Source organism: Clostridium cibarium, assembly GCF_014836335.1.
In the GTDB taxonomy this organism is placed as follows: domain Bacteria; phylum Bacillota; class Clostridia; order Clostridiales; family Clostridiaceae; genus Clostridium; species Clostridium cibarium.
Window position 1 is genome coordinate 108,536 of sequence record NZ_JACSRA010000008.1, and the last position, 20,112, is coordinate 128,647.

Consider the following 20,112-nt stretch of genomic DNA (forward strand, 5'->3'; position numbering starts at 1 on the left):
ATGTGTTGCCCTCTACCTATTAGCCCTGGCAAGAGGGGAAAGTTGAGGATTCTGGAAAAACTTTTTTGAAATTCTTCTTAGCTGTATCTAAACGGTGTGAAATGGCACTTTTACTAACACCCTCACGCTCTGCATACTCTGTTACAGAAACACCATCTAGGAATATAGCAATCAATAACTCTGCTTGTTTTTCCTTGAGGGTCTTGCGGATAATTTCACAGAGGTATTCATACTCTACTTGTTTCTCTCGAGTCACTTCATCGGTGTTATCAGGGAAATAGTCCATATGGTCCGTAGCATCTTCAGATTCATCATCCTTGCGGAATGGTTTCTTTGGCATCCCTCTGTGCCTATCAAATTTATGCCAGTTATTGTACTCAGGTTTGTTGAAACGCTCGTCCATAATCTCCTGTGGGGAACGGCGTGTTACAGTTTCCTTGTCCTCAACAGAAGATAGCCTGTCCTCGTAATCTGCATCAATCATTAAAGTGAAGTCCTCGTCTGGTACCTCTAGGTAGATAGATTTGTTTTCGTGTTGAATTCTAATTTTCATTTTGCATCCTTTCCGCCGGACTGCATTGGCGGCAAAGGATACAAAAATAGGTCTGTGCCTCGAAGTACACAGACCCTTTGTCCTGAAAATGAGCGCAACAAGGTAAGGTACTTCTATTGCAACGCATAACAATCCTAAACGGACTGAAACGTTGCAATATGTATCCTTTGCCCTTATTGCAAATCAGGCATTTGATATTTTTTTGTAGACGAGGAATGGTCTAATTCTTGCTAACTACGAAGGACCTTTCCTTCATCTATCATTATTGTAGGTGAGAATTGGACAGCCTTGGCGGACACCTCATGCCCGTTAATTTCAGGCTCAAAATGACGCATTTCCCAACAAAAACACCTAAAAAGAACAATAAAAAAAGCCATTCACAAACCCTTAAAAGGATTCATGCATGGCTTACTTATTTAATAACTAAAAAACGGACATCCTGTGTCCGCTTTTTCAAAAATATTATTGAATTTTATAATGGCTCTGCGCCATGTTCCTGTAAAAACTTTCTAATCTCATCCATCGATTTTGCATATAGATGAGTCAATGCAAAGTTATACCAAATATGACTATTGTTATTGAAGTTCAATGAAAATGGTGAGTTGCGAATTATATGACTGCTAATATTTGGCGGTAGATGAAGTCCAAGGCAGATTAATACTATGGAATTAATCGATCCCGGTTCCTCACCATTAACGATTCGTCTTATGGTACGCTCGTTGACCAATATTTTCTCTGCTAATTCTTTATAAGTTACTTTTTTCCACTCACGTACTATTTTGAGAGAGCTGGTATAACTATTTGGCAATTCATTATAGACTCTCATTTCTTCCGCTAATGTTTCAGCCAGTATTTGAGCCTTCTTTTCTGGAGATGAATGCTCAAAACCATTACAATATTTTATATCAAAATCTATATTCGATGTCTTATCGCGGTTGAGAAAACATTCAGTATAGTATCTTTCCTTACACCCGGATTTGACTGATAACTCGAAAACCAAGCAGCACTCTTCCATATGGGTTCGTGCATAGTCAGTAAGTACGGTCTGTCCAAATATATCCTGTGTTATATATTTTGGATGGTTTAAAACAAAGTGGGAATCTACATATATATAACTTCCGTCCCTAACTAAAGCGGCCATTTCTGGATTGGTTATGCTTTGGATGGCAGCATCCTCTGCGCCTATAGAAAAGGTCTGATTTCTTTCAAGCACACCCTTCTTAAATCTATGGGGCTTGACGTAGCGACCATCTATGTAAGTAAAGGTTCCGATTGCTTCCTCATATCCAACATCAATCATTCGGATTTTAGCCGCTGTCCGAGATACGCTGAAGAACGTTGCTAATGCGTCAATAACTGGCTCCATTACATCTATAAGTTCTGATGTTCCAAGTTCTGTACGGAATTGCTTTATAAACTTAAATGCTTGGGTTTTAAACATGGCTAGTGGCATTTGTATCTTTGGAGCAAGGGCATTCGCCTGCCATTCCATCCAGTCAGTTGCATCTCTGGTATTGTCTTTTATACCCCCGACTACCTGACACTTTATTCGTGTGACACTGCTGTTATATAACCGCTCCAATTCAAATGCTTTTCTATGTTGATCCCAATGAACACACTCATGCACAATAGTATTATTGACTGACCCCAGATTACGAAGGAAGTAAGCTTTAGGGTCCACGATTATTGTACGAGCATTCACACGGGTCTGTACCATTTCATCGCTATCTTCATCATAAAATTCTGCATCACAGTCGTGAAAGTATATCTGTCCAAAAACAGAGAAATCCTTTGTAATCTCTCGCATTTCTACTGTAAGGCCCATTTTTTCTGCCAACACCTGTGGCTCAACTGCCATCGGGGTTTTTAATGCTTCAGGGTAATGTCTTCTAAGGAAGTCTGTAGCAACAGATTCTAGTTGTTCCTTATGAATGATAGGGACAAGGGAGTCTGACATAGGTTTTGGCTGCTTATTTTTGCTAGTATACTCAGTTATACTGGAGATTGAAAAATCATCCAAATTACAATCTAAATCTCCTGAGCATTCCAGCATAAACCATTGCCGGCAATTTTCCGATTCATCATAGTGATAATCTGATTCTCGGACTTCAAATTCTGCTTCAACAGCAACATCAAATTCTATTTTCATGTCCGGTAAGTCATTAACTGACACAAACTTAACTTCTACATCTGACAATTCTATGCCGCCAATGTTTCGAACCCTGTATAACCGTAAGTCTAAATCTTCACAATTATCCGTTGCATAGGTTTGTATGGCAGAAAATATCTCATTATAGAATCTATCAGCCACGTAATCTTTAAAAGAACGATTACCAGCCAAGGCACTCCCTCCTCACCCCATATGAAATTAATATCTTTAAGTAATTTTACTATTCAAACATTAGTTCATAGGTAAATTATAGCACATATTATGCCTACCACAATATTTATTTTGCGTTCGTAAATTTTAATTGTTGCTTCACTAATTTTGTGATAAACTTTATTTATTAACTTTAGGCGAGGTACTAAGGCGAGGTGATAATATGTCCATAAGTTATAAAAAACTGTGGAAACTTCTTATTGATAAAGACATGAAAAAAAAGGACTTAAGAGAAGCAGCTGGAATTAGTACAGCTTCAATGGCTAAGCTTGGCAAAAATGAAAATGTTAATACTGACATTTTAATAAAAGTATGTAAAGCACTTAACTGCGATATTTCTGATATTATGGAAATTGAAAAAACTACGGAACCCCCACCAAATACAAAGGAGTGAGCTAATGAAACTGTTATATTCAAACATCCTACCTCTTGGAACATCAGAGGGTCAACAAACAATTATAGATTGTTTTAACGAGCAGATTGCAAAATCAGACCGTGTTGAAATCGCGGTTGGATATATTTCTCGTGCTGCCTTGGAAGAACTCGACAATCTGGTCGAAGAGCATAATATATCAAATATATGTCTTACCATTGGAATGTACTTCATCGAAGGAATGCCAGAAGGATCATATAATACTGCTTTAGAAATCAACAAAAAATGGACAGAGACTGGTATAGGTGAAATTAAGATCGTAAAAGCATTCAAATATCATGGAAAAGTATACTGCTTTTATAAAGATGGGCAACCTTTTTCTTCTATAATTGGTTCCGCAAACTTAGGTGTAATCAAATTAGATGCTAATAACCGTAGGCAGTATGAAATCTCATCGATTACTGATGATGCTACTGAATGTAAAGAAATTGCAGAATTCTTAGAGAAGTTAAAGGCTCAGAACTGCTCTGATAATATCGCTAACATTACAGGAATGCCAATAATCAGGGAAATTAACACATCACTTAGTGGCATTGATACGGTAACACAGATTCCCCAAACTGGTGTACAGCTTTATGAACAGCATAAAACAGATGTTTCTTTTGTACTGCCATTAAAAGTTCCTGCTTACGATGAGCGGCATATGGATGATGGTAAGCATTTCACAAAGTCAAATATAAATGTTAGCTATGCCGCACCACGAAGTAAAAGGAAATCCCGTGATTGGTACGAAACTCAATTGACCGTTAGCAAAGCGATAACTCGTTCAGAAGGTTATCCTGAAAAAAACAAGCCTTTTTTTGTTGTAACCGATGATGGCTATTGGTTTAAAGCTCATACCACAAGCGATGGCAATAAACAATTCAGTGCTGTTGGCGATGAACTCATTCTTGGTCGTTGGATTAAAGGTAGACTTGCAGCTGCAGGTTTAGTAACACCAGTTAATGACACCCAAGCTGATACTGATCGTAAGGGAATGATTACGAAAGAAATGTTACAAGCATACGGTTGCGATAGCCTTGTACTTTCAAAAACGGATCAGAAAGCATTGGACGAAGATGGCACCGAGCTTGATGTGTGGGTTTTATCGTTTGAAACTATTACTAACGAATGAGAGGTGTATCAATGCAGTATTTAAAAACATACCTGCAAAAAATAAAAGAGCGAGGTAACGAAAAATTAGCTGAGTCCATTTCCAAAACAGCTGAAGATATTGGTAATCAACATATTCGCAATTTTTCATTTATAAGTCATGAGATTGGCTTGTTGTTCGGTAATGTGCAATCTGGAAAAACTGGTCAAATGTTTGGCGTTATGTGCAAAGCTGCAGATTTAGGATTTCCCGCATTCATCTTACTCACAACAGACAATGTTGTCTTGCAACAACAAACCTTAGATCGAGTTAGAGACGACTTAGACGGTTTCTGTATTTGTGGCGAAAACGACTCAGGCTTATTTATTGAAAATAGCCTTGTTAAGCCAGCCGTTGTCGTTCTAAAGAAAAATGCAAGAGTACTAAGATTGTGGGCAAATGTATTTAATTCTACAGGCTTTATGAAGGGCAATCCTCTATTCATCGTTGATGATGAGGCGGATGCTGCTTCCTTAAATACTCTAATAAACCGTAATAGTCAGTCATCAATTAATAGATATCTGGATTCTATAAAAAATGGAGCATCAAGTAGCTTATACCTACAGGTTACAGGTACGCCTCAAGCAATCTTATTACAGACCCTTGCATCTGGTTGGCATCCATATTTTACATACTACTTCCATCCAGGGGATGGCTATTTAGGTGGGGACTTTTTCTTTCCAACAAGCGGTAAACCTGAATGCATTGATTTTCTTGAAACAATCAAACGACCTACACGAAGTGTTGTTATACGCCACCTTGCTGTATCTGCTCAGATTTTGGCATCAAAAGGAAAAGTGTCAAATTGCCTTCTACATCCGAGTGTACGACAAAATGTCCACCAGCGTTTTGCTGACGATGTCGCAAAGGAACTAGATTGGTGTATGGAGCATATCAATACCGAATTCATCACAGAATTACAAACCCACTATGATTCTTTAGAACCCAATAAAAGTGAGAAACTTTCTTTTGAAGTTATCTATAAAACTACTAAGGATTTGTTGGAAAACAAAGGTATAAAAATTCTTGTTATGAATGGAAAAACAGATGTTGAGAGTCCAGATTATGCAACAGGCTGTAATTTTATCGTAGGCGGAAACACTCTAGGCCGAGGCGTAACTTTTCCAGGGCTACAGACAATTTATTATACAAGAACCAGCAAAAAGCCCCAGGCTGATACTATGTGGCAACATAGTAGGATGTTTGGTTATGACAGAGACTCTGGCATGATGAAGATATTTATAGATGAACAACTCTATAAATTATTTGCGGACATTAACGCTACTAATAATGCCATTATCGCACAAGTAGAGCAAGGAATTGAAAACATAAAAATTTATTATCCAGTTGGATTGAATCCAACTCGAAGGAATGTTATTGATAACAAACGAGTCAATATCCTTTCAGGTGGGACGAACTATTATCCGTTCTATCCAGATAATAACACCATAGATGATATAACAAAACTATTGGAGCCTTTCTCCGATGATGATCCTTATTACCAGGTAAATTTGAGGTTAATTAAAAAAATATTATCCCACATTATTGCCAGCCCGGATTTCAAGTTAGATGCATTCCTTTCTGTCATTGATACACTTCTTTCAGAACAACCAGCTGGACAGGGGATTTTGATTGTCAGAAGAGGAAGAGATGTTGCACAAGGGACAGGAGCCTTGTTGTCTCCGAACGACTGGAAACTAGGTGGCACTTTCCATGACAAAGTAGTTCTGACCATGTATCAAGTGACTGGTACTAAGGGATGGGGGGGAAAAGCACTCTGGGTGCCGAATATTAAACTTCCTCACGATACCATGTATTATGATGTGTCTGAAGAAACTATAGAAGAAGCATAGGAGGGCAAGAATGGATGTTAACCAACAACATAGCAAAAAGAATTTTATTTGCCCCTCCACTCCAAGGAGCGGACACTTTATTGATATTAAGCGGATATGCTACCCCTAATATGGCATCATGGCTTATTAAGAGTTTTCAAGAGCAAAATATGCACCCTGTAAATATTTCATTACTTATAGGAATGGTTCCTTACGATGGGTTAAGTGTACCTATACATGAGGGCTTTATAGAACTTCATGGCAAAACATACCCAAATGCAGTGGATAGCTTTTCATGTAGTTATGTTTGCGAAAACCCTCCAGTTCACGCAAATTTGTATATATGGCTAAAGGGAGAATCTCCAGTACAGGCCTATACAGGTTCTGCTGATTTTGTACAGAATGCATTTATCCAATCCAGAAAAGAAATAGTAGTATGCTGTGATCCAGAAGAAGCTTATAAGTTTTATGAAGAAGTTGAAGCAAATTCAATCTATTGTAACCATGCTGAGGTCGAAGACCATATCGTTCTCCGTCCAACACATCAAATTCTTGATGCTGAAAACAAGCCTCTAACCACTTTGGCTGGCGAGGGTATTACTTCTACAACTCTATCGCTTCTCACAAATAAGGGTGAAGTTGGAGAAAAGTCTGGATTAAATTGGGGACAACGAAAGGGCAGAAATAAAAACGAAGCTTATATACATCTTCCTGCAAAAATTGCAAGAAGTGATTTCTTCCCGTTAGGTAAACAACATTTTACTGTTATTACAGACGATGGGCATACTCTGCTCCTAAGAGTTGAGCAACAAAACGATAAGGCAATTACAACACCTCTTAGCAATGCTCAGCTCGGAGAATACTTTCGAAACCGTTTAGGTCTTGGAAATGGCGCATTCGTAACAAAACAAGATTTACTAAACTACGGAAGAACAGATGTTACCTTTTACAAAATCGACGATGAGCAGTACTTTATGGATTTCCATGTATAAACAAAGCAGTTACTTTGCTTTTACTACAAAGTAACTGCTTTCTCATTCTTTAATACTTGGTTCTACGCTCTCATATTCAATTCCAGCAAAACTCTTCAAAATTGCCTCAAAAATGATTTTTGCGCCCTGACAAGGTACCGCCATTCCTATTTGTTTACGTACACTCTCTTTACTTCCTATAAATCTATAAGTATCAGGGAAAGTTTGTAATCTAGCCCGCTCTCTGTTAGTCAATGCTCGTGGTTCTTCCCAATGATAAATGTGTGTTCCTCCGCCACCGCTTCCTGTAACCGTGTAGGAAGGCTTTGTTGGATCGAGCCTCTTATATATTTGACTTATTTTTGCCCCTCTAATATTAAGTTGTAAATCTTCTGGAAGGTCTGCTGTAAATGCATTCTGTCCAGGTAGAATATGCTGCAACCTTCTAACAACAGTTTCGGATTGTCTTGTCAATTCATTATTATATGCATCCTCTGGAATAGGGGGATTTTCTATTGCATTTTTGCAAGTATTATCGATTCCGACATAAGGCGCTGTTGATGGGACTTTAAATTCAACATCGATGTCATCCCGTATGCCAACGATAATCAAACGGTGCCTTGCTTGAGGGACTCCGTATTCCTCAAACTTGTAGAGATGAGGTTTAATTGTATAGCCAGCTTCCCTTAGTTCCTTGAGGATCATAGTGAAGGCTTTCCCATCATTTGCATTTCTAAGTCCTCCAACATTTTCCGCTAAAAACCACTTGGGTTTAAACAGTTTTAGAGCTTTGACACCATACGAATACAAGGGACCGAATACCCCGTCCATACCTTTTTGCTCACCAACAACACTATAGTCATTGCATGGGAAACCAAATGCCAACGCATCAATCGGGGCTAGTTTTGACATATCAAATTTACGAATATCCTCATGGTAAACAGTATGAGGAGCATCGGGACATATGTTTAATCTATATGTTTCACAGGTATCCGCATCATAATCATTTGCCCACTGGTGTACAATCGAAAAGTTTGGGTCTTCAATAGTAGCATTCATGGCGCCCCACGCAATCCCTCCTGGACCGCAAAATAATTCTCCAAGCCTAAAAATCATATCTAATCAACCTTCCTTTTTTTGTTAAGAAAATCGATTTGCGATTGAATGTGTTGCATTTCCTCTTCATCAAGAGAAGAAACACCTTGAAACACAAATTGATATTCTACAATATCCTCTTTAGTCAGGTAACCAGCCAACTCATAAAGAGGTATAATTTGAATGTTATATAAATGTGCAAGTCTTTTTAAATCATCAGGAGTACAATCTATCTGTCCTCTCTCAATTTTGCTAAGTCTTGAATCTGTTATACCGGTTTTTTCATATACCTCTTTTAGGCTTAAACCACTTTTGTTGCGACTTTCTTTCAATCGATTGCCTAATTCAGACATACTACCACCTCTATGAAAGAATAACATACTCGCTGCAATAAGTCAAGCAACTTTATAGTTTACGCTGCATAAGCGCAGCACCATATTAATAAATGTAAAGCCTTTTCTAAAAACTATATAAATCAATTCAGATATTTTAATCTATCTGTTATCTATCCTATCTCCACAACCCTATGAAGTCATCTAATCTGTCTCCACAACCCTACACACATTTTTACGGTCGACATGTTTCCCAAATAAACAAAAACAAGGATTTTCAAGATTGAAAGGCACTGCCAGACATCAGGCAGAAAACCTTCCAACCTTGGAAATCCTTTATTTATCAGCGTTTGAGTAGCCCCTATTTCTCCACCCTTGACATCAAGACAACACACTCAACGTGCGCCGTTTGTGGAAACATATCAACTGGTTGAACTTCCACAGTCCTATATCCAACATCATCTAATATCTTTAAATCTCTAGCCAAAGTACTAGGATCACAAGAAACATAAACAACTCTCTCAGGTTTTGTTTCTCCTATAGCATATAATAGCTTAGCATCACAACCTTTTCGAGGAGGATCAACAACTATAACATCAGCCCTCACTCCATCTTTGATTAGTGCTGGAATAACTTCTTCAGATTTGCCCACAGTAAACTCAACATTATCCACATTATTTACCTTAGCATTCTCTCTAGCGTTAATAATTGCTGGCTCTATTATTTCAACACCATATACTTTCCTAGCCTTTTGAGATAGAAATAGAGTTATAGTTCCTGTACCGCAGTAAGCATCAAATACAGTTTCCTCTCCTGTAAGACCAGCAAATTCTAATGCCTTATTATATAAAACTTCTGTCTGAACTGGATTAACTTGAAAGAATGATAATGGTGAAATATTAAACTTAAATTCACCTATGTAATCTTGTATAGTGTCACTGCCATATATAGTTTTACATTCTTCACCTAATATAACATTAGTATTTTTAGGATTTACATTTAATACAATACTTTTAAGTCCTTCTATTGACTCTATAAGTAATTTTTTTAATTCCTCCAAGTTAGGTACATCCTTATTGGTTGTAACTAAGACTACCATTACTTCTCCGGTCTTAAAACCTTTCCTTATCATGATATGCCTTACTATTCCCTTAGGATTATATTCTCCATCTAAAGTCGCTGGTTCTATATTATTTTTAATAATCCAATCCTTAGTTATTCTACTAACTCTATCTGCTACTTCATCTTGTATTAAGCAACTGTTTATATCTATTATATTATGACTCCTTGGTGCATAGAAGCCTACTACTATCTTTCCATTAACTCTACCTATAGGAAGCTGCACCTTGTTTCTATATCTATATGGATTACTTTCCATTCCTAGTGGATATTTAACTAATTCCTTAGACAAGCCACCTATTTTAGAAACACAGTCTCTTACCCTTTCCCACTTAAAGTCTAACTGTTTCTTATAGTTCATATGTTGCACAGAACAACCGCCACATCTCTTAAAATGATCACACTTTGGTTCTTCTCTCATTTGTGAATTTTCTATTATCTCCTCAAGCTTACCATATGCGTAGCTCTTTTTTACCTTTACTATCTTAACACGAACCTTTTCACCAGCTAATGCGCCTTCTATGAAGATCGGAAAGCCATCTAATTTTGCTATACCTTCTCCTTCATACCCTTCAGCTATTATATCTAAAATATATTCCTTATTCTTTTCTACCAATTAAAATCACCCTTTAAATTTAACTTCAATAAATTATATCATATATATTTTAATTTGGATTCTAGGTTAGTAAATAATATATAATTCAAATTATAAATCAGAAAATTTCTGTATATAATAGCCATAAACTTATTATTTAATAAATGTTTCACACATTGTCTCTGTTTCTTCTCTAGCTCCATCTCCCATTACAGAGATATCCCTTGCCCCACATATTCCACCTCCATTATAAAAGCAGTTTCTAGCATGGCAATTTACTAGTGGGCTTAATTTTATTTCATCCTGTGAAGAAAAAATTTGCATTACTTCTCCAGGAAAATTTGTACTTCCTATGGCCCTGAATTCATTTGATACTGTATCAAGTCTAAAACTTGAGCAGTATGTATTCTCACTTGTATTAGAATTTATCCCCTGAACCAATATTTCTTGAGCGGAACATAATCCCCCTTCATTATAAACACAACTTCTTGCTGTACAATTTAATTTAACCATTTCACTTACTCCTAATATATTCATTTTATATTTTAGTCTAAACATATTATGAAAAATTATTCTTAAATACAAAAAAATGCACCCTTACGGGTGCAAGTACAGAATCAGTTGCCATTTAATTCCATAATAAGATTATACCTTATTTTATATTGTAATATACATTATATCCTAATATATTTAACTCTATTTGTAAACTTTTTGTTAACTTTACTTATAACTTGCTAAACTTAGCATCTTAGCCATCTTATAATTATAAATTACTTTCGATATATCAAATATTAACCCATTTGTTAAGAACACAGTATCCTCTATTATAGTTGCTGGATCCCCTTCATCCAGACACAAAAGCTCACTATGCTCTTCATCTAATTTATCACAATAAATAATTTTGTCCGCAAAACCTATATTAAGTTTTAAGTCCTTACGTATATACTCATATATAGATTTTTCCACTATCTCATTATTTAAGTAAGGTACAATATCCTTATTATAATAGGAGTATTCCACTGCAAAATTTTCCTCATCCAAAAATCTAAGTCTTTTTACAAAATAGAGGTTTGTCCCCTCAGCACACCTCATTTTCTCTGCAATTTCTTCACTAGCTTCTTCTACCCTTAACTCAAGAAGCTTTGTAGTTATCTTTTTTGATGGAAAATCTCCAGTTAATCCTCTCATATTACCTAATGTAATATATCCTTCCTTAGACGTTTCCCTAATAAAAATCCCACTTCCTTGAACCTGATATATATATCCCCTATCCGCGAGCAAACTAATTGCTTTTCTTATAGTATTCCTACTTACTTTATATTCTCTCATTAGCTCTTCTTCTGTAGGAAGTTTCTTACTTTGTTCATATACTCCAGATATTATATTCTCTTCTATTGAATTTCCTATTTCTTTATATTTTATCGCCACCTATTATTCCTCCTACATAGCTAATTAAGTTTAAAACTTTTACATAATTATATTGCAACACACTTCACAAATTATGTAAAGAGTTTTTTATCATAAGATATGCTAAAGTTCTTCCCCTCTTGTCTCTATAACATTCTTATACCAGTAGTAAGAATACTTTTTCTTTCTTGCCAAATTGTTATTATGATCTACGTATATAAATCCATACTGCTTTTTATACCCATTTAGCCAGCTTAATAAATCTATTACAGACCATGCATAATATCCTTTCAAATTAACCCCTTCACTAATTGCTTTCTTAACAGCTCTTAAATGTTCTTCAATAAACTTAGCTCTTGGAACATCTAAAATTTCATCTTCAATAATTAGATCTATGTCCCCTAATCCATTTTCAGTAACATATAATTTTATATCGCCATATCTTTCCTTAAGCATTTTGGTCCCATCAACAAAAGCCTCAGGAGATATTTCCCATCCCCACTTTGTATATTTTTTATCTTTCATAACAACTGATTTAAAATATCCATCGAAATACACTCCACCAGCAGCTCCAGTAGGACTTTGCTTTTCATTTGAATTTATATCATGATTTTTAGCTACCCTCATTGGTTGATAATAGTTCAATCCAATGAAATCATTATTATCTGCATTTCTCTTTAATACATCTAATTCATCTTGAGTCATATCTGGTAAAACATTTCTTTCCTTTAAAATGTTAGAAACATATTCTGGATACTCTCCCTTTAATATAGGATCGTAATACCAATATAATTCAAAATTATTAGCATGTTCAGCCGCATCAACATTTTCTTCATTATTATCAATGCTAAACACAGGATTAAATACATGAGTTATTCCAATTTCACCATACTGTTTTAACTTTTTATATACTTCCACTGATTTAGCATGTGCAACAAATACATTATGCGTTGCTTGGAAGTATTTCTTTTGGTCATTTTCAATAGCTGGTGGATGTGCTGCACTCATATATCCTGATTTACAAAATACTATTGTTTCATTAAATGTAATCCAGTGCTTTACCCTATCACCAAAAGCTTTAAAACATGTTTCTGCATATTTTACAAATGCATCTATTGTAGCTTTATTCGTCCATCCTCCTTTTTCTTCTAATACTTGAGGCATGTCCCAATGATAAAGAGTTACAAAAGGTACAATTCCATATTTTAAGCATTCATTTATTAAGTTATTATAAAAATCTAATCCTTTTTTATTAACTTTTCCATCACCATTTGGCATAATTCTTGGCCAAGATACTGAAAATCTGTAAGATTCTAATCCCATTTCAGCCATTAACCTTACATCTTCTTTATATCTGTGATAGTGATCAACAGCAACATCTCCATTTGTTCCTTCAAACGTCTTTCCTGGTATCTTAGAGAATACATCCCAATTTGAAACGCCTTTACCGTCTTCATCCCATGCACCTTCTACTTGATAAGCTGCAGATGCTGCACCGAATAAAAAATCCTTTGGAAATTTCATCAATTAATCCTCCTTAACTATATTTTTGCCCATAAACAAAATTCATTGTAATATATATAATTTATAGGTACAAATATAGTTTATAGTATTTTCTTGCCTTTGTAAATGATTTCCTTAAGACTTTTTTCGTCATTTTTTAGTTATTTTTACTTTACTTACATAGACCACTTAGCTTTACTAACAAATTTATATAGTTCAACTTCCTTCATTATAAAAAAAAGTTCCTGATTTCTCAGGAACTTTTTAAGATAAATTATTCTACAACGCTAACTTTCATTAAGTTAGTTGCACCTATTTTATCAACTGGAACTCCAGCAGCTACTACTACTGTATCTCCCTTTGTTATAAATCCATGTTCTTCAGCTATTGATACTGATTTTTCCATCATATCATCTGTTGATTGCATTCTATCAGCAACGATTGGGAATACTCCCCAAGAGAATGCTAATTGTTTAGCTACCTTTTCAGAAGGTGTAACAGCTATAACTGGGCATTCTGGTCTACATTGAGATATTCTCTTAGCAGTAGCACCACTTTGAGTTGATGATATTATTGCAGCAGCTTGTAATTCATTTGCAGCATTACAAGTAGCTCTTGAAATAACTCCAGAAATTGCTGGCTTATGAGTCTTAGCAGTTGAAACAGCTACTTCATACTTTAATTGCTTTTCAGTTTCTTCAGCAATCTTAGCCATTGTTTGAACAGCTTCTACTGGGTATGAACCATTAGCACTTTCACCTGATAACATTATTGCATCTGTACCATCTAAGATAGCATTTGCAACGTCAGATACTTCTGCTCTTGTTGGTCTTGGATTTCTAATCATTGAATCAAGCATTTGTGTAGCAGTTACAACTGGCTTTCCTGCTGCGTTACACTTTTGGATTATCATCTTTTGAACTGCTGGTACATTTTCTATTGGAATTTCAACTCCAAGATCTCCTCTTGCAACCATTATTGCATCTGATGCTTCTAATATAGAATCTATATTGTCAACACCTTCTTGGTTTTCTATCTTAGAACAAATTAGGATGTGTTCTCCACCATTTTCTTTTAATAACTTTCTTATAGCTAATACATCATCAACTTTTCTTATGAATGATGCAGCTATCATAGTAACTCCAATTTCACAACCAAACTTAAGATCTGCTGCATCCTTTTCAGTTAAAGCAGGAAGTTTTATTGAAACTCCAGGAACATTAACTCCTTTATGAGTTCCTACAAGACCTGTGTTGTTAACTACACAATGAACTTTATTTCCTTCTACTGATTTAACTGTTAATCCAACTAGACCATCATCTATTAAGATAGTGTCTCCAGATTTAACATCCTTTGCAAGACCTGCATAAGTTACTGAACACTTAGTAGTATCACCTATAACTTCTTCTCCTGCATATATTGTAAAGTCTGTTCCTTTTTGTAATTCAAGCTTACTTGGTTCAAACTTTCCAGTTCTTATTTCTGGTCCCTTAGTATCAAGAATTATAGCTATTTCTCTGTTATATTTCTTTGATAATCTCTTAACCTTTTCTATTCTTCCGCCATGTTCAGCATGGTCTCCATGTGAAAAGTTATGTCTTGAAGCATTCATACCTGCTTCTATAACCTTTGATAAAATTTCATCACTTTCACTAGCTGGACCTATTGTACAGATCATCTTAGTTTTTCTCATGAAAATTACACTCCTTCTTTGTTTTCAAATTCACCTTTTATAAGAATTAATAAATTAAATATATAATAAATTAAATTTATAACTAATTATTTTGACAACACTTCGGCGATACTATATAGTTCTTCATCAAACTTTCTTTCAATAGCTAATGCTTCATCTATATCATCATCTACAATTTTATTATCTCTGATTCCAATAACTCTTGAAGTTTTTCCTTCTAGTAAAACTTCCACAGCCTTAGCTCCCATTTTTGAAGATAATACTCTATCGAAAGCACTTGGGCTTCCTCCTCTTTGTGTATGTCCTAAAATTGTTGCTCTTGTTTCTATTCCTGTTACTTCTTCTACTTCTTTAGCAAGATCAAATGCTCCACCAATTCCTTCTGCAAGAATAATTAAGTTATGCATCTTTCCAGCGGCCTTACCTTCTAAAATCTTTCTGCATAAAGCATCTTTATCAAAACCTAATTCTGGAACCAATATAGCTTCTGCTCCACCTGCAATTCCTGCATGAACAGCTATATCTCCACAATGTCTTCCCATTACTTCAACTATTGAAACTCTTTCATGAGAAGTAGAAGTATCTCTTATCTTATTTATTGCATCTATTACAGTATTTAGTGCAGTATCAAATCCTATTGTATAATCTGTGTAAGCTAAATCATTATCAATGGTTCCTGGAAGTCCTACTGTCTTAACTCCTAATTTCGACAAAAGTTTTGCTCCCATAAATGAACCATCTCCACCTATTACAACTAGTGCATCAACACCATATGCTTTAAGTATCTTAACAGCTCTTTTTCTTACTTCTTCTTGTTTGAATTCAAGACATCTTGCTGTTCTTAAAACTGTTCCACCTCTTTGGATAATATCTGATACTGATGTTCTGTCCATGTTGAATAATTCACCATTAATTAATCCAGCATATCCTCTTTTAACGCCCATTACTTCAAGTCCGTTCTCTAAAGCTGTTCTAACTACAGCTCTAATAGCAGCATTCATTCCTGGAGCGTCTCCTCCACTTGTTAAAATAGCTATCTTTTTCATTTTTGTTCCTCCTTACACACAGCCGGGACATCAAAAGTCCCATATATGTTAAATCTGTCCACTTATTAATTACCGACTTCTATTGTACAAAAATTATGAAGATTTATCAATGGAATTTGCAGAACTTTTACACTTGTTTTTGCACAAAACTACAAATTTATAGTTTTATTTACCATAACTATATTATACCCTACATAAAGTAATTTTATAGATAATTTATATATTTTTCACGAATTGATTATTGTAATAATTTTCATTTAAGTATTTATCAATTTTAGCATGCTAATTTTGACCTTTTTCGCATTTTACCAATGTTTTTCTTAATATTATTTCAATTAATTCCGTATTTTTTCATTATTTTTTCAACATAAAATAATGACGGAATTTCGTAATAATTACAAAATCCCGTCATATAAATTATATTATAAATCTACAATTTTCACATTCTCTATGCCATACTTTTCTTTTATCATTTCAACGACTTCACTTTCAGAATTGATCCACTTATCTCTATTCAACCTATAATATTGTTTTTTGTCCGCTGCAAATACATAAATAGCAGTATTTCCTTCAAATCCTTCAATTAATCCCTTAAGTTCTCTATTAACTTCTCTAACTTTCTCTTCATTTTCGACCTTAATATAAACTTTTTCAGAATTTACCTTTTCTAGTCCTTCTATATTTTCACAAATTAACTTAGGCAATTCATCTTCTTTAAGACTTATTCTACCTTTTATTTTAACTATTGAATCAACTTGGATTAAGTCTCTAAGTTTATCCAGAGTTCTTGGGAATACAATAACTTCTATACTATCAGTTAAATCCTCCAAAACCAAAAATGCCATCATAGTATTGTTTCTAGTCACCTTTTGCTTAACGTCTGTAAGTATCCCACCAATAATAACTGTATCATTATCATTTAACGGAGGATCCTCTATTAATAATTCTCCATCAATATCATTGGATACACTTTCTTGAAGCATTTCATAAGACTTAAACACAGTTTCTATACTGGTTGAAGTTTGTAAATCTAAACTTTTTTTATATTCATCTAATGGATGCCCAGACAAATATAACCCAGTCATCTCTTTTTCCATAGCTAGCAAATTCTTTTTATTAAATTCCTTAATGTTTGGGAAATTCACTTTAGGTAAATCTATTGTATCTTCTGCTAATCCAAAAAGACTAATCTGTCCATCTATATTTCTTTTTCTTTCACTTGATACTCCATCCATTACCTTCTCATATACAGCTAGCAACTTGGATCTGAAAACATTAAAGTTATCAAGGACTCCTGCTTTAATCAAACTTTCTACTGCCCTCTTATTTACAGATGATATATCTATTTTGTCAATAAAATCTTCTAATGAATTAAAAGTATCTTTTTCTTCTCTTGCCTTTACTATACTTTCAATTGCATTAAATCCTACATTTTTTATTGCCCCTAAACCAAACCTTATACTATCTCCTTTAACAGTAAACTTCGAATAACTTTCATTAATATCAGGAGGTAACACCTGTATTCCTAAGCTTTCAGCAAACTTTATGTAATGAGCTACTTTCTCACTTGTCCCCATAACAGAGTTAAGCATAGCCGCTATAGTTTCCACTGGATAATACTTCATTAAGTAGGCTGTCTGATATCCTACAACAGCGTAGGCTGCAGCATGACTCTTATTAAATGCATATGACGCAAAATCCATCATAGAATCAAATATCTTATTTCCTATTTCTTCACTAATTCCATTCCTTATACATCCTGGAACTTCAACATTCCCTTCACCATCAAGTATTCCATATATAAAATTCTTTCTTTCTTCTTCCATGACCTTATGTTTTTTCTTTGACATAGCTCTTCTAACAAGGTCACTTCTCCCCCAAGAATATCCCCCTAGCTTTCTTACAATTTCCATAACCTGTTCCTGATATACCATAACGCCATATGTTACATCTAGAACACTTTCAAGTTCAGGAGTTAGATACTGCACCTTACTAGGATTTCTTTTACATTCCACATACTTTGGTATCTCAGCCATAGGACCTGGTCTATACAATGATATTCCAGCTATGATATCTTCTAAATTATCTGGCCTTAACTCTTTCATAAAGGAAGTCATCCCAGGAGATTCTAATTGGAATACACCTGCTGTTTTTCCTTCTCCTATCATTTTATAAACTTCTTTATCATCAAAGTCTATCTTATCTAAATCTATCTCTATACCTCTATTTTCTTTAATCATCTTAACTGCATCATTCATAACAGTAAGAGTTCTTAGTCCAAGAAAGTCCATCTTTAAAAGACCTAGTTCTTCTAATGTTGTCATTCCAAATTGAGTTACTATCATATCCTCATTTTTTTGAAGTGGTACATACTCAACTAAAGGTTTAGATGATATAACAACCCCCGCTGCATGAGTTGATGAATGCCTTGGAAGCCCTTCTAAATCCTTACTAATATCTATAAGGTTTCTTACCCTCTCATCACTCTCATAGACTAATTTTAACTCTGGATTTAATTCTAATGCCTTATCTATTGTTATTCCCAACATAGTAGGTATCATTTTTGATATTCTATCAACTTCTGCATATGAATAATTCATAGCTCTTCCAACATCTCTTATACACATTCTTGGCGCCATAGTACCAAACGTAATTATTTGTGAAACATCGTCTACCCCATACTTCTCTACAACATAATCTATAACTTCCTGTCTTCTTTCATAGCAGAAATCAGAATCTATATCAGGCATGCTTACTCTTTCCGGATTTAAAAAACGCTCAAAGATAAGTTTGTATTTTATAGGGTCAATTTTAGTTATGCCAAGAGTAAATGCAACTATAGATCCTGCAGCTGATCCTCTACCTGGGCCTGTAGGTATTCCTTTTTCATTAGAAAATCTTATAAAATCCCAAGTTATCAAAAAGTAATCTACATATCCCATTTGCTTAATAACACCAAGTTCATATTCAAGCCTATCAACATAGCTCTTTGCTTCTTCATTACTTTCTGCAAACTTTTTTATTGCTTCTAGGTTATATTCTTTTTTATTTAAATCTTGAAATACGTCATATCTAGAAATTAAACCTTTATAACAATTGTCCCTTAAATATTTAAAGGCTTCTACCCCTTCAGGCAGCGGGAACTTAGGTAATTTTGAATCATGAAACTTATAATCAAAATTACACTCTTCTGCTATTTTTATTGTATTCTCCAAAGCCTCTGGAACATATGAAAACATATCCCACATTTCTTCAGGAGACTTTAGATAGAATTGATCAGAAGGGTATCTTCTTCTATTTTCATCATCAACTGTTTTACCTGTTTGAATACACATTAAAATATCATGTGATTTTGAATCTTTTTGATTTATGTAGTGAACATCATTAGTTGCAATTAAAGGGATTCCTGTTTCTCTAGATATTTTTATATTATTTTCATTAACTTTTCTCTGCTCTTCCATGCCATGATTTTGAATTTCTAAATAAAATCCTTCTTTAAAAATGTCTTTATACAATAAAGCAACTTCTTTTGCTCTATCATATTCATCTCTTAGTAAATAATTTTGAACTTCTCCACCAAGGCAAGCACTTAAAGCTATTATCCCTTCACTATGTTTACTTAAAAACTCATGATCAACCCTTGGCTTATAGTAAAACCCTCTAATTGAAGCTTCTGAAACTATCTTCATTAAATTCTCATAACCAACTTCATTCTTCACTAGAAGCACTAAATGAGCTGTGCGATTTTCTTTATCAGGTTGCTTTATATCCATTGATTTACTTGCTACATAAACCTCACAACCTAATATTGGTTTAACGCCCTGCTCTTTAGCTTGCTTATAAAACTCTACACAACCATACATAACTCCATGGTCTGTAATAGCTATACTTTCCATCCCAAGCTCTTTAGCCTTTTTGATAAGTTTAGGAATTTTCCCTGACCCATCTAACAAGCTATACTCTGTGTGAAGATGAAGATGGCAAAATTTCTTTTCACCCAAGTTCATCATCTCCTTAACTA

At 34.7% G+C, this 20,112-nt stretch carries 15 protein-coding genes; 4 read left to right on the forward strand and 11 right to left on the reverse strand.

All coding sequences use genetic code 11. The annotated features are described in order from the left end of the window. Positions 1–19: 19 nt before the first annotated feature. Entirely contained in the window at positions 20–553 is a 534-nt protein-coding gene (locus H9661_RS06910; RefSeq protein WP_243150913.1) for an ECF-type sigma factor, read from the reverse strand. Positions 554–1,025: 472 nt separating this feature from the next. Next, positions 1,026–2,894, reverse strand: a complete 1,869-nt coding sequence (locus H9661_RS06915; protein ID WP_163200651.1) for a helix-turn-helix domain-containing protein — start codon at positions 2,892–2,894, stop codon at positions 1,026–1,028. A 202-nt stretch (positions 2,895–3,096) separates the two neighbouring features. Between H9661_RS06915 and H9661_RS06920 the strand changes: the two genes are divergently transcribed. From H9661_RS06920 to H9661_RS06935, 4 genes are read left to right on the forward strand one after another with little or no spacing between them, the layout of a single operon-like run. Continuing rightward, a complete protein-coding gene (locus H9661_RS06920) occupies positions 3,097–3,327 on the forward strand; it encodes a helix-turn-helix domain-containing protein (RefSeq protein WP_063442196.1) in 231 nt (76 codons plus the stop codon). 4 nt (positions 3,328–3,331) lie between these two features. Next, positions 3,332–4,480: a restriction endonuclease PLD domain-containing protein gene (locus H9661_RS06925; protein ID WP_145677659.1), complete on the forward strand. Its 1,149-nt coding sequence runs from the start codon at positions 3,332–3,334 to the stop codon at positions 4,478–4,480. Between the two features lie 11 nt (positions 4,481–4,491). Further along, positions 4,492–6,351, forward strand: coding sequence for a Z1 domain-containing protein (locus H9661_RS06930; protein ID WP_063442200.1), 1,860 nt, complete (start codon positions 4,492–4,494; stop codon positions 6,349–6,351). Positions 6,352–6,365: 14 nt separating this feature from the next. Further along, positions 6,366–7,322, forward strand: coding sequence for a restriction endonuclease PLD domain-containing protein (locus H9661_RS06935; RefSeq protein WP_082831366.1), 957 nt, complete (start codon positions 6,366–6,368; stop codon positions 7,320–7,322). A gap of 42 nt (positions 7,323–7,364) precedes the next feature. Here the strand turns inward: H9661_RS06935 and H9661_RS06940 are convergent, their stop codons facing one another. The 9 genes from H9661_RS06940 to H9661_RS06980 all read right to left on the reverse strand — a co-directional run bounded on the left by H9661_RS06940 (position 7,365) and on the right by H9661_RS06980 (position 20,092). Continuing rightward, positions 7,365–8,417 (reverse strand): DNA cytosine methyltransferase, encoded by a 1,053-nt coding sequence (locus tag H9661_RS06940; protein ID WP_035355261.1) that lies wholly within the window; start codon positions 8,415–8,417, stop codon positions 7,365–7,367. Positions 8,418–8,419: 2 nt separating this feature from the next. After that, complete coding sequence (locus tag H9661_RS06945; protein WP_063442202.1) at positions 8,420–8,749, reverse strand: helix-turn-helix domain-containing protein; 330 nt, start codon at positions 8,747–8,749, stop codon at positions 8,420–8,422. 340 nt (positions 8,750–9,089) lie between these two features. Next, entirely contained in the window at positions 9,090–10,463 is a 1,374-nt protein-coding gene (gene rlmD / locus H9661_RS06950) for a 23S rRNA (uracil(1939)-C(5))-methyltransferase RlmD (RefSeq protein ID WP_191767988.1), read from the reverse strand. A gap of 132 nt (positions 10,464–10,595) precedes the next feature. After that, on the reverse strand, positions 10,596–10,955 hold the full coding sequence (locus H9661_RS06955) for a DUF1540 domain-containing protein (protein WP_185966754.1): 360 nt from the start codon (positions 10,953–10,955) through the stop codon (positions 10,596–10,598). A gap of 207 nt (positions 10,956–11,162) precedes the next feature. After that, the gene (locus H9661_RS06960) at positions 11,163–11,870 is read right to left on the reverse strand and encodes a GntR family transcriptional regulator (RefSeq protein WP_143315959.1); all 708 of its coding nucleotides are present in this window, start codon (positions 11,868–11,870) and stop codon (positions 11,163–11,165) included. A gap of 102 nt (positions 11,871–11,972) precedes the next feature. Next, positions 11,973–13,373 (reverse strand): glycoside hydrolase family 1 protein, encoded by a 1,401-nt coding sequence (locus tag H9661_RS06965; protein WP_191767989.1) that lies wholly within the window; start codon positions 13,371–13,373, stop codon positions 11,973–11,975. Between the two features lie 253 nt (positions 13,374–13,626). Continuing rightward, positions 13,627–15,045, reverse strand: a complete 1,419-nt coding sequence (pyk, locus tag H9661_RS06970) for a pyruvate kinase (protein ID WP_143315961.1) — start codon at positions 15,043–15,045, stop codon at positions 13,627–13,629. Positions 15,046–15,131: 86 nt separating this feature from the next. After that, on the reverse strand, positions 15,132–16,091 hold the full coding sequence (pfkA, locus tag H9661_RS06975) for a 6-phosphofructokinase (protein WP_143315962.1): 960 nt from the start codon (positions 16,089–16,091) through the stop codon (positions 15,132–15,134). Positions 16,092–16,513: 422 nt separating this feature from the next. Next, a complete protein-coding gene (locus tag H9661_RS06980) occupies positions 16,514–20,092 on the reverse strand; it encodes a DNA polymerase III subunit alpha (protein ID WP_423738978.1) in 3,579 nt (1,192 codons plus the stop codon). Positions 20,093–20,112 lie beyond the last annotated feature (20 nt).